Below are 13,050 nucleotides of genomic sequence, written 5' to 3'. Positions count from 1 at the left end.
CATTCAAAGAAAGAAAGTATTAAAGTTTGTACTTTGAGAAATGTCTAGCTCCAGACGCATTGAACTTTTCTTTTTCTCATGGCTCAAACCGCCCTTTTCTAATTTGATTTATTGCTAGATTGATTTGAAACGAATAGAAAAGGTTGACCCTTCATTTCCTGTTTCTATTTCAATATCTGCCTGATGACGTTCTGCTACACTATAGCAGATCGCTAGACCCAACCCTGTTCCATTTTCCTTCGTTGTGAAGAACGGTGTTCCTAGTTTTTCTAAAATCTCCGAGCTAATCCCTATCCCCTGATCTTTTATTTCTAAAATGACAGCCTGTTCTTCTGTATAGGTTTTTATCGTAAGCTGCCCTCCGGGTGACATGGAATCGAGCCCATTTAACACAATATTTAATACTAATTGGCGGATTTCTTTTTCATCTACTGAGATATCGGGGCAATCATGTAAATCGAGCACAGCTTGTTTTCTAGAACGTAAGGCCTCCGCTTGAATAAGCGGAAATAATGCTTCAATAATCGTATTTAAGTTTTGGATTTTTTTATAACTTACTTTATTTTTAGCCAAATTAAGAAATTCAGTAATAATAGAATTAGCCCTGCTTAATTCGTCCAACATGAGGTCAACTATTTCTTGTGGTAAACCATCGCGGTCGCTTCTTGCTACTTGCAAAAATCCATAAACGGTTGTCATGGGGTTGCGAATTTCGTGGGCAATCCCTGCAGCCATCTCCCCAATTAAATTTAGCCGATCCAGCCTAGACATCTCCCTTTCCAAAAGGAGCCTTTCCGTAAAATCTGTCAAAACGAAAAGAATACAAGGTTCAGGTTGAATGTCAATAAATTCTGTAGATAAAAATCCGGCACGGATTTCCCCGTGTTTTGTCTTATAGTGGATTTTCTTACTACGAATTGGCTTCTCTAGATGAATAGAGTTACCGTCGGGTTCGTCAATAAAATCTAGTAAGTTTATTTTTTGATGAAATAATTCATGATAACTGTAATCCGTAAAGTTTATCCAACTTGTATTAACATCCAAGTATGTTTTATCTTTCAGCGAAATAATAGCCATCAAGCAGGGACTAGACTCAAAGATTTTCCGAAACCGTTCTTGGGAAACAGAAAGATAATCGGTAATCTTTTTTCGCTCCTCAATTTCTATTTGCAGCTGCTGATTGGCTAGTATGAGCTCTAATGTGCGGTCCTTTACCATATTCTCCATATGATTGAATTGTTGCTTTTTAATTTCTTCTATCTGCTTTCTTTCTGTCACATCACGAATGGTACAAACAAAAATTTGTTGATCTTCTACTGCAGCTTCTCCAATTTGGATATCCGCATAAAAATGGCGTTCATCCTTCCTTACTGCAACCGATTCGATCACCTTACCTAGACATGGGTTGTTTAAGGAAAAGAACAACTGCGGAGAGCTATTTCCATTGTCTCCCTTCACTTTTAGAAAAAGATTGCTGATAGGCTGTCCTACCAATTCCTCCGGATTATAGGCAAACATGGTTTTTACAGCTGGATTTACCGATAAGATATACCCTTGACTGTCAAAGGTAACAATGGTATCTATTAACGTTTCACTAATCACCTTCGCTAATGCTTCTGTCCTTTGTAAATCCAAGGTTGTCTGATCTAACTTCTTATTCACTTCACTTAATTCAACTGAACACTGCAACTCACTCTTGCTAATTTCCTCTTTATATTTTTGATGGATTTCAACAAATTTCTCTATTTTTTGTTTCAATGTTTCAGGTTGAAACGGTTTAAAGATATAATCAATTGCCCCTACAGAGTAACCACGTTGAACATGTTCCAAATCTTGACTAATAGCCGTAATGAAAATAATTGGAATATGCTTTGTTTTTTCCCTTGCCCGAATCAGTTTAGCTGTTTCAAAACCATTTAGACCCGGCATTTGTACGTCTAGTAAAATAACAGCAAATTCTTGTTTAAGCAGACATTTCAGCGCTTCATTCCCTGAGGTTGCACTAACTAAGTTATAGTGTGGAGACGAGAGTACTGCTTCCAATGCCAATAGATTTTCAGGATGATTATCCACCATTAATAGATTGACTTTTTGAGTAGTGGTACTATTTAAATTTACGGTACAGTCTTTCTGTTGAGTTAAATTCTTCGTAACAGTTTCCATAACTTGTAAATCTAATCCCCTCTCTTTTACCCAACCCTAGAAAGCCTGACAAACTTAGGCTTTCATAGAGGAGTTGATGGACATCATTTTGCAAACACTTATTAAAATAGATTAGGACATTTCGACAAATAATAATATCAAACTCGTGAAATGAAGAGTCTGTTACTAAATTATGCTCTGCAAACACAACGTTTTTTTGTAGAGCAGGGTGGAAAACAACCTGGTCATCAACCACCTTGTAGTATTCTGAAAAAGCTCTAGTCCCGCCAGCTAATAAATAATTTTTGGTGTATTGCTGCATATCTGCTAAAGAAAAAGTACCCCTCTTCGCCTTTTCTAACACACTTTTGTTTATATCTGTTGCATAAATTTTTGTCTTTTCATATAGACCCTCTTCTTGTAACAGGATGGCCATCGAATACACTTCTTCCCCAGTAGAGCAGCCGACATGCCAAATTCGAATTTCAGAATAATCTCTTACTACTGGAATAAGATTTGTGCGCAAAGACTTAAAAAAACTAGGATCCCGAAACATCTCGGTAACATTTATAGAGAAATCTGAAAATAACTTCTTCATTACAATCGGATCACGCAATATTTTTTCTTGAAGAGCAGATATACTTGTTAGATTCTCCTTTTTTACACGTTGTACAATTCTCCTCTGCATGAAGGGACGGGTATAATTTCTAAAATCATAGCCGTAAAAGCGGTAAATCGATTCAAGAAGCATATCTATTTCAATATTTTCTATCACTTGGCTCGCTGTTTGCTTTTGTACTACTTCCCGTTTTTGAATTGTAATCGCTTATCCTTCCCTTCTATACAACCATACATGCATAAGCGAGAATAACTGATCTAAGTTAAGCGGCTTACTAATATAGTCAGTTGCTCCTGCATCTAAACATTCCTCCCGACTATGTTTCATCGCCTTTGCTGTAAGGGCAATAATCGGTAAGGATATAAACTCTGGTGTCCTTCGGATTGTACGTATTGCTTCAAATCCATCCATTTCAGGCATCATAATATCCATTAAAATAATATCTATATCTGGATTACTTTGTAAGATTTCAATCCCTTCGCGGCCATTGTCTGCTACAAGTATTTCCATTTCATATTTCTCTAGAGCAATTGTTAGTGCATAAACATTTCGGATATCATCGTCGACAATGAGGACCTTTTTATTTTTTAGAGAAGATTTTCCTAGTTGTTTATTCCTTCTATCTTCGTCATCCATTTTGTTCGTAACTTCTGGTGAATAATACTCATCCTCGAGGCCTGCCGAAGCTTCCTTAATATAAGTTGTTACCTCTTTTGGCTTAATTACTTGGTCATACGGCAGATATAAAGTAAAGTTGCTTCCCTCTCCAGCCTCACTCGTTAACTCAATAAACCCACCTAATAAATATGCTATTTCTCGGCAAATAGATAGTCCTAATCCTGTACCACCATATTTTCGACTTGTCGTTCCATCGGCTTGTTTAAAGGCATCAAATATCGTCTCCTGCTCTTCTCTAGGTATGCCAATACCTGTATCAATCACGGAGAAGGCTAACATACATTCTATGTGGTTATTCACAAAAATTGGCTGCCTGTCATTTTCTTTCATTATCTTTCGAACAATTAATGAAACACTGCCACGTTCAGTGAATTTAAATGCATTTGAAAGCAGATTTTTCAAAATTTGCTGCAGCCGTTGTTCATCCGTATAGAAACTTGACGGTGCATCAGGTTCCACTTGAATATTAAATTGAATTTCTTTCTTATAGGCAATTGGTGAAAATTGCTTCATAATGTAATCTTTTACCCCATGTAAATCTACTACTCTATGAATTACTTCTAGTTTTCCTGATTCTACTTTTGCTAAATCTAGAACATCATTAATTAAATGTAATAAATCATTACCAGAAGAATAAATAGTTCGAACATACTCCTTTTGTTTTGCCGTAAGATTTCCCTCACCGTTTTCGGAAAGAATCTGTGCTAAAATGAGTAAACTATTAAGTGGCGTTCTAAGTTCATGGGACATGTTAGCAAGAAATTCTGATTTATATTGGGAGCTAACTTCTAATTGCTGCGCTTTTTCTTCAAGTTGCTCTCTTACTTTCTCTAGTTCTTCTTTTTTTATGACAGAGGCTTCATATTGTTCCTCGAGTTGTTCATTTGTCGTCCTTAGCTCCTCTTGCTGTAATTGCAGTTCTTCAGATTGTGCTTGAAGTTCTTCTGTTAAGCCTTGTGATTCTTGTAATAACCTTTCCGCCTTCATGTGATTTAAAATACTTTTTAATGTAATTCCAGTCGTAGGAATGACTTCTTCAAGTAACTTGATTTGAGAAGGACTAAATGATTCAAAAGAAGCAATTTCGATAACAGCAAGAACCTCATCTTCGTTCTGTATCGGGAAGATGATAATATTTTTCGGTGAAGCTTCTCCCATACCAGAACGTATTTTTATATAATTATCTGGAACTTGGTTCAGGAAGATGGACTGCTTTTCCAACGCACACTGCCCAATCAGACCCTCTCCCATACGAAAGCATTGAAATTCCCTATTTTGATTAAAAAAAGCGTAAGCAGCTATTTTTTTCAAATACTGCTCATTTTCTTCCACTGTCTTTATATAAAACACACCATTACAAGCTCCTACCATTGGTACAAGCTTTGAAATGAACAATTCAGCGAGCATCTGCACATCTTTAGCTTTTGGGTACATCGCTAGAATTTCAGCAATTTTCGATTTAAGCCAGCTTCTCTCTCCTGCCTCTTCTATTAATTGTTTCTCTAGTTTGCTATGTGCCTCTAACTCTGAAACCATTTTGTTAAACGCAGCGGCGATGGCACCAATTTCATCTTTAGAAAAGATCTCTATCCGCGGCAGATCATCAGGGCTGCTATTGGTCACACTTTTCATAACAGTCGTTACATGGTTGAGATTCTTTGTCATCCCTCTAATAATCCAAATCATGAATCCTAATCCTAAACACAAACAGATTGCTAGATAAAAATAAATCGTTGAGATCGCCCAATGGTATGTATCTCGTGATCGATAAAGTTCATTTTTCATCTCTTGTTCCTGCAATCCACGTAGAAGCTCAGCAAGTTGAAGCATTCTTTCCCCAGTAAGCTTCGAATCATTCAACAGCTGTGGTTGGATAGCAGCTTTAGAATCGACTTTTTTTATAGCAATCACTTGCTGTGCAGCAGCTAGATACGATTCGAGGAGTACTTTATATTTTGCAATTAATCCATCTGTCTTTCCTTTACTATCTATTCTTTCAAGCGACTCTATCGCTCGGTTGATATTTATGTTCGATTCTTCCAAAGCATAAATGGACGAGTCCAGTGTTTCATTAGATTGATTGACTGTAATCTCTCTTAACTCTCTAGCAATATTAACTGTCTCGTATTTAATAGTTGAAGCCATATTGATTCGTTCATATTTATCGGTAACAACCACATCGGTATTCACCATAGACTGTTCAAGCATATTCATTAAAATGATGACACAAATTGAAATTAAAACTACGATTGATCCAGTGCTCGTATAGAGCTTTGCCCTAAATTTCATACGGCCTCCTGCCTATATTGTCCCTTCACACTGAAGTTTCAAACAATATTTTCATTTCGAAATTTTCACACATTAAAAAACATACTGAGTCCTAGGTAAACAAAAAAATTACCTTTTTACGACAAATTATAGCACATTTTACAAATTTCTTTTAATGAATTTTTCCCCCTTCAACGAGCACTCTGATCCTTCCACAGTGACCGGACCTCGATTTTTTTCCCATCGACGGGCACTCTTGACTTTTCACAGTGACCGGGTGGCTCTTTTTTTCCCTTCAACGGGCACTCTGGACCTTTCGCAGTGACCGAGCGGCGCTTTTTTTCCCTTCGATGAGCACTCTGAATCTTTCACAGTGACCGGTCCGCTTTTTTTTTCCCTTCAACGGGCACTCTGATCCTTTCACAGTGACCGAGCGGCGCTTTTTTTCCCTTCGATGAGCACTCTGAATCTTTCACAGTGACCGGGCCGCTTTTTTTTTCCCTTCAACGGGCACTCTGATCCTTTCACAGTGACCGAGCGGCGCTTTTTTTCCTTCAGCGGGCACTCTGATCCTTCACAATTTGCTGTTAGAGGTTAGATATCACTAGAGGACAGGAAAAAATATTTAAATTCTAAAAATATTGAATTTTAAATTCAATTAATTTAGAATTAAGAAAATACATTATCCAGGGAGGATCTTTAATGAAACATCTTTATTCCCCACAGCCAACTGAAACTATTTCCTTACAAGTAGAATCCTCACCTGTTTGGGAAGTGATTCTTGGAATTGCAGGATATACATATGCACAACTTCGTCATACATTCGATTTAGATGAAAAGTGGACATCAGAGCAAAGCTCAATGCCTGCATCACTAGTAAAGAATTTGAAGGTGATTGAGAAGACCAACTTTTGGTATGGTTTGATTATGCTTCAAAACAAGCTATCGTCATTATCTATTCAAGATTTTTCAAATCGCCTTTCAGAAATTCCAATTGATTGTTTTTATGACACACTTCTACCTTACAAGGATCGGGAAACTGAGCCCTTGAGAAAAGCGACAGCTACTGAACATCGAGGTGAATTATTTGAGAAGTTTGCTGCATATTTTGAATCCCACGACTACTTAGGTGGATATGTTCATGATCTTGGTCATTATTCACATCTAGAAATTTGCGACCTATTCAACAATACATTGGATGAGTGGTACAAGTGGGTAAGCCAGCAAGAAGAATGGGAAAAGTGGACTAAGGCACTTGATTTTGAGCAGAAGCAATACAGCTCACTGGATATAACAAATCCTATTGAGGAAATCGAACGAATTACGGGTGGAATCAAGTATCTTCCTGAACCTTCTGTCTGGACTGTCAAATTAATCCCACATGTATCCTATCGTCCTTGGATCTTAGAACAACGCACACCTGATACTAAACTCTTCTTTTATCCTTTAAAGGAAGAATATTTGATAGAACCAGGTGTTCCATCGAATGAATTAATTCGTGGTCACAAAGCGTTAGGGGATGAACTCCGATTGAAATTGCTTTATCAGCTTCTAAAGGGACCGTTATCGCTTCAAGAGATGACCGTACAGTTTCATACTTCTAAAACAACACTACATCACCAGCTTTCTATATTAAAAGCAGCAAAGTTTATTCGTGTTGATAAAGGAATCTATTCGGTAAATCAAACGCAGATTAACGCTTTTTCTGGACAACTTAATCAGTACCTTGGAGTTCACATATGAAGAAGTTCTCTAAGTCATTTAAAGCACTTTGGTTAGGTGAAATCGTATCAGAATTTGGTGGAGCATCCGGGGCGATCATTAATGGATTGCTGCTGTATGAATTGACAGGATCAAAGGAATGGATGGGTGTACTTTGGCTTGTATATTTTATTCCTTCATTAATTTTACAAGGCATAAGTGCGCCCTTTCTAAACCATGTTGTTAAGGAAAAAATGCTTCTAAATATACAGTTGATTCGTGCTGGAGCCTACATTGCTCCGCTAATTGGTTATTTAATTGGTTCTGACGTGGGAATTATTTTGGGATTAGTCGTTTTGCAATGCCTGTTAGGATTGGTGCAGCCGATTTACGCAAGTCTATCTTTTTCACTTCTACCTGAAATCTGTAAAAAGGAAGAGCTTATCGCAGCAAATGGTTTACTGGATGGAACCATTCGACTTATGAGTTTTATAGCTCCTGGAGCAACTTCCTTGCTTTTGTTAGTCAGTCCCATGCATTTCATCTATGGTTTTTCTTCAGCTATGTTCTTTCTTAGCTATCTCGCACTCTCACGTATTCCACACTCAAGTAAGGAAAGAGTGGCAACTTGGACAAAGAAGTTTTGGTGGGCAGAAATGAAAGAAGGCTATAGGACATTTTTTAAGTATCCACACCTTTTACGTCTTACAATTCTCTCTTCAATTGTACAATTCGCTGTCGGAGCTACGATGGTTATCAACGTTCCTTTTATACGTGGCGATTTAGGGGGGAATTATTGGGAATATGCGGTTTTCTCAGGCGCTTTTCCAATCGGCTATGCCATTGGAACAGTATTACTTACGAAATTACCCAAAACTTTTCAAATGATGTACCTCGGTTTGATTGGAGGAGGTCTTTCGTTCGTACTCTTGTTTTTTGTTCATGCGGTTCCTCTTGCATGGATTTGTGAACTTTCTGGGGGAATTTTGTTTCCTCTTTTTAATTCTCAAAGTGCAGCACTTTTCCAACGCGATGCCCCTCGAGATCGGTTGACACAACTAAGTTCAGTTCGATTGCTTTTTCTTCGTGTCACAATGCCTTTAGGAATTTTGTTTGCATCCTCCTCATTTTTAGACTTAAGTACACGTCAGACATATACGATTATAGGCATGGTGATTCTTCTCCCAGGATTATTTTACTTCTTAGTTTCACTCTCACAACCTGAAAAGAATATCCTTAAGAATAAAAAGTCGATGATTCCTTAGCATAGGAAAAATCGGCTTTCTTTAAAGTTTTGAAAGAAAATCCTAAATTAAATCTTCTGGATAAGAATCTATTTTGATCAAACCTTTTTTCAAAATAGATTCTTTATATTTATTGTAAACCATTTTTGATTAGCGGCTTATTGTTGACAAGAGCAACAATGAAATGACACTTGTCATAAACATTTATTTACAGGTGTGAATTTTCCTTCATTCTTTTCTAAGATACTATAAATATACAAATATTTTTATCAGAAAAGGGTGAAGATAATGACAGAAACGAAAGGGCGGATTCGTCTACTCGATCTATTAAGAGGTATTGCTGTTTTAGGCACTCTAGGGACCAACATATGGATTTTTGCGTATTTAGGGGATTTGTCCTATATCACTACTTCTGATTATTCTGGTTGGTGGAAAACAGAAGATCTCTTTAGGATGTTGGTATTATTCCTTGTAAACGGGAAGCTGCTGGGATTGTTAACCATCATGTTTGGAGTAGGATTGGAATTAAAGTATCAGCAGGCACTACGAATGGGGAGAGTTTGGCCTGGAGTCTATCTATGGACAGCCATTTTCTTACTAATAGAAGGGTTTATCCATTATCTGTTGGTCATGGAATACGACATATTAATGAGCTACGGTGTGACGGCCATGATTGTAGCCTTCATTATAAAAGGCGGAGATCGTCTGATATCTAAAATCATGATCATTGTTGGCACCATTCATGCTATTATGATTTTGTTTTTAGTAGCTGTCAGCTTACTTGGGGCCAATATTTCGATTAGTTTCGATAGTGTCGTGCCTCTCTATCAAAGTGGTAGTTGGCTGCAGCAAATTGAATACCGACTGTCTAATTTTCTACTGCTTAGAAGTGAAGCCATTTTTATTATTCCTATGAACGTCTTTTTATTTTTACTTGGTGTTCGTCTCATACGTTCAGAAGTATTTTCTCCTGATGAGAATGGCCGAAAGTATCGTGACAAGCTTTTTAAAATAGGTATTTATCTTGGATTGCCTTTAAATATGTTGATTTTTATCCCGGGAGGGACTTTTGATTTGCCAGTCCGATATTTGTTTGCTCCATTATTGTCACTTGGTTATATAGGAATAATTGGAAGGATGATAGAATATAGGAAGTGGTATTGGCTTTGGAACCGTCTTGAAAATGTAGATAAACTATCTCTAAGCTGTTATGTCATGCAAAATATTATTGCTTCCATTATTTTTTACGGTTGGGGGTTTGCTTTGGGAGGAAAAGTCAGTTCCTTGACGATTATCGCTGTCTGGATCTTGATCGTACTATTACAACTAATATTTGCATCTATTTGGATTCGCACCTTTAAACTTGGACCATTAGAATGGATCCGTAAGCGTACAGTAGAAGTCCTTATACCTAAATAGCTGAACTGGAGGCGGTTATGAAACTTAAGATATACCCTAGAGATCAAATCAAACAATATTTGATGATAGACGTGATATCCATTGTGTTTTTATTCTGTATCGTTTTACGTTCAGGATCTGAATTGGGCATCTTGGGAAAGCTTTTTCTCCTTCTGATATTCCTTGTTTCTTTTTATATTGGACTTTGGTACAGAGATTGGCGTTTATTAATGGCCGTTCTAATTGGTCTTTTAACCCTTACATTGTTAAGTATTTATGTTGGTCTATCTATCCTGATTTTTGGATTCATATTTGCTGATCTGATTGGAAGGTCGAAGTCAAAATGGCATATTGGCATAGGAATTGCAGCTATTGCTCTCATGTTTATCTTAGTTCAATGGAAAAGCACGGGGCATCTATTCAAGTTAGAATCTACGACATTACTTCCAGTTATGATTATACAATTAATTTTTCCCATATTAATTTATATAAAGGAAAAAGCAAAAAGTTTACAGAGTGAACTAGATGCAGCAAATAAACAGATTGTACAACAAGAGGAAAGGCAGCGTATTGCAAGGGATCTTCATGATACACTCGGACAAACATTAACAATGATTAAATTAAAAAGTGAATTGACTACTAGATTAGTAGACAAAGATTCCTCCAAAGCAAAGGAAGAACTAAAGGAAATACTAGCTACGACTAGAATCGCTTTGAAGCAGGTAAGGGAGCTAGTCTCAGATATGAAGTTCGTCTCTTTGGAAAGTGAGATCGAGCATTCCAAAAAACTCATGTATACTGCTGGAATTGAATTAGATATAGTGAAAAAGGGAGACCCTCTACTATTATCTAGTGTAGAAGAGACCATGATATCTCTGTGTGTTCGCGAAGCTATGACCAATATAATTAAGCATAGTAAAGCAAAGCGATGTACAATACAATTCGAAATCATTGACCATATTTATTTTATACAAATAATGGATGACGGGATTGGGCTAGTCAAGGTAGAGCGTGGCAATGGCATTCAGTCAATGAAAGAGCGGATGCAAGCTCTTCAGGGAACAGCTGCAGTAAACAATTCCCCCAGTGGTGGAACACATGTCACAATTAAGCTCCCCGTCCGTCAGTAAGGAAAGGAGAATCCCGCTTTATGATACGAGTAGTCATTGCAGAAGACCAACAAATGCTCCGTGGTGCATTAACATCTTTATTGGCATTTGAAACAGATATTAAGGTGCTGGCAGAAGTATCAGATGGACAAAAAGCTTGGGATGTCATACAAAGTGAACAGCCAGATGTATGCTTACTTGATATTGAGATCCCTTTTATTAGTGGTCTTGAATTGGCAGAGAAAATAAGGAACGCTAATATACCTAGTAAAATAATAATTGTCACTACTTTTGCCCGTCCTGGTTATTTGCAAAAAGCAATCGATTCTCAAGTGAATGGATACCTATTAAAGGATGAGCCGATTGATTTTCTCATTGAGTCAATCCGTAAAGTCATGAATGGAGAGCGTGTTGTCAGTATGGATCTGGCAGCAACACTCTTTATGAAAGAAAAAAACCCATTGAGTGAACGGGAAACAGAAGTGTTGCGCCTTGTAAAAGATGGATTAGCGACAAGAGAAATCAGCAAGGTACTTTTCTTAACGAAAGGAACCGTGCGTAACTATTTATCCTCTGCTATCCAGAAACTTGAAGCAGAGTCGCGGCAGCAAGCCGTGAATATTGCTACGGAAAAAGGGTGGCTCTGAGAAAAGCAAAAGGAGCTCCAACTTGCGGAAAAGGCGCTTCAACTTGTGGGAAGGCATTCCAACTTGCGATAAAGGCACTCCAGCTTGCGATAAAGGCGCTTCAACTTGCGGAAAAGCCGCTTCAACTTGCGAAAAAGCACTCCAATTTGCGATAAAGGCACTCCAACTTGCGGAAAAGGCACTCCAACTTGCGGAAAAGCCGTTTCAACTTGCGGAAAAGGCGCTCCAACTTGCGATAAAGCACTCCAACTTGCGATAAAGGCACTCCAACTTGCGATAAAGCCGCTTCAACTTGCGGAAAAGCCGCTTCAACTTGCGGAAAAGCCGCTTCAACTTGCGGAAATTTTTAGATTCTATGAGCGAATCTAAAAAAGCAACTATCTTTTAGAAAAGAGCGGTTAGAAGAGAATCGAATACCTAAATTTGATAAAACCCGTTATCGGAAGCCAATGGATCTAGTAATAAAGAAATTTCTTCATCCCTTAAATATGGTCAACTAGATTAATAAGGACTGCGACATAACTTTGGATAAAAGGAATTTCGCCTTCCTTAACATAGTTTTTTATCAGTTGAATACGTTTAAGATGATGAATTAACTTAAAACAATATGTCTGTATTGAAAAGAGGTGTGACGTTGAACTTTGTTGCATGGATGATTGTCACCTGTGAAATAATGTTTTGGATTGTAATTGTATTAGGGTTAGTAACACGGTATGTATTCAAGCTGAACAGATTAGGACTATTCTTTTTAGCATTAACCCCGGTAATTGATTTAATTTTATTAATTATCACTGGTATTGATTTATACCGCGGTGCGACTGCAACACAAGCGCATGCGATTGCTGCAGTTTATATCGGTGTATCCATTGCATTTGGAAAAAGCATGATTCAATGGGCAGATGAGCGGTTTCAGTATTATGTAACAAAGCAAGGTTCAAAACCAGCGAAGCGGTTCGGCATGGAACATGCAAAGCATTATATGAAAGGCTGGGTAAGGCATGTCATTGCATATCTTATTGGCGCTGGATTATTAGCCGGGATGACTTATTTTATAAATGATCCAACCCGAACTGCGGCATTAAGCGGGATGATAAAAATTTGGTCAATAGTTCTAAGCATTGATTTGATTATTACAATCAGCTATTTTATTTGGCCGAAAAAAGCAAAAAATAAAAGTGCCTGATTTTTAACTTCGTTGAAGCATTATATAAAATAATTATTTATAGTACTCAACATACACAAGA

General features: G+C 37.5%; 10 protein-coding genes. 7 read left to right on the top strand and 3 right to left on the bottom strand.

Annotated features, from left to right (window positions below):
* Window positions 1–114 precede the first annotated feature (114 nt).
* From QNH20_RS01430 to QNH20_RS01420, 3 genes are all read right to left on the bottom strand, one after another.
* Window positions 115–2,163 (bottom strand): response regulator, encoded by a 2,049-nt coding sequence (locus QNH20_RS01430; RefSeq protein WP_283921175.1) that lies wholly within the window; start codon window positions 2,161–2,163, stop codon window positions 115–117.
* Entirely contained in the window at window positions 2,105–2,893 is a 789-nt protein-coding gene (locus tag QNH20_RS01425; RefSeq protein ID WP_283923323.1) for a CheR family methyltransferase, read from the bottom strand. The genes QNH20_RS01430 and QNH20_RS01425 overlap by 59 nt, the downstream gene beginning before the upstream one ends.
* A gap of 75 nt (window positions 2,894–2,968) precedes the next feature.
* Window positions 2,969–5,728, bottom strand: coding sequence for a response regulator (locus QNH20_RS01420; protein ID WP_283921174.1), 2,760 nt, complete (start codon window positions 5,726–5,728; stop codon window positions 2,969–2,971).
* Window positions 5,729–6,409: 681 nt separating this feature from the next.
* On the opposite strand from QNH20_RS01420, the gene QNH20_RS01415 reads away from it, so the two are divergent.
* The 7 genes from QNH20_RS01415 to QNH20_RS01385 all read left to right on the top strand — a co-directional run bounded on the left by QNH20_RS01415 (window position 6,410) and on the right by QNH20_RS01385 (window position 12,989).
* Window positions 6,410–7,450 (top strand): ArsR family transcriptional regulator, encoded by a 1,041-nt coding sequence (locus QNH20_RS01415; RefSeq protein ID WP_283921173.1) that lies wholly within the window; start codon window positions 6,410–6,412, stop codon window positions 7,448–7,450.
* On the top strand, window positions 7,447–8,673 hold the full coding sequence (locus tag QNH20_RS01410) for an MFS transporter (protein ID WP_283921172.1): 1,227 nt from the start codon (window positions 7,447–7,449) through the stop codon (window positions 8,671–8,673). Before QNH20_RS01415 ends, QNH20_RS01410 begins: the two co-directional genes overlap by 4 nt.
* A 267-nt stretch (window positions 8,674–8,940) precedes the next feature.
* Window positions 8,941–10,071, top strand: a complete 1,131-nt coding sequence (locus tag QNH20_RS01405; RefSeq protein ID WP_283921171.1) for a DUF418 domain-containing protein — start codon at window positions 8,941–8,943, stop codon at window positions 10,069–10,071.
* 17 nt (window positions 10,072–10,088) lie between these two features.
* On the top strand, window positions 10,089–11,180 hold the full coding sequence (locus tag QNH20_RS01400) for a sensor histidine kinase (RefSeq protein ID WP_283921170.1): 1,092 nt from the start codon (window positions 10,089–10,091) through the stop codon (window positions 11,178–11,180).
* Window positions 11,181–11,200: 20 nt separating this feature from the next.
* Window positions 11,201–11,806, top strand: a complete 606-nt coding sequence (locus tag QNH20_RS01395) for a response regulator transcription factor (protein ID WP_283921169.1) — start codon at window positions 11,201–11,203, stop codon at window positions 11,804–11,806.
* Between the two features lie 105 nt (window positions 11,807–11,911).
* Window positions 11,912–12,175, top strand: coding sequence for a hypothetical protein (locus QNH20_RS01390; RefSeq protein WP_283921168.1), 264 nt, complete (start codon window positions 11,912–11,914; stop codon window positions 12,173–12,175).
* A gap of 265 nt (window positions 12,176–12,440) precedes the next feature.
* Window positions 12,441–12,989 (top strand): hypothetical protein, encoded by a 549-nt coding sequence (locus QNH20_RS01385; RefSeq protein WP_283921167.1) that lies wholly within the window; start codon window positions 12,441–12,443, stop codon window positions 12,987–12,989.
* The last annotated feature ends 61 nt before the right edge of the window (window positions 12,990–13,050 follow it).

Origin of the sequence: Neobacillus sp. WH10 (assembly GCF_030123405.1) — a bacterium.
Taxonomy (GTDB): Bacteria; Bacillota; Bacilli; order Bacillales; family Cytobacillaceae; genus Neobacillus.
Note: the sequence above shows the minus strand (reverse complement) of the source record. Positions and strands in the feature narration are given on the sequence as shown.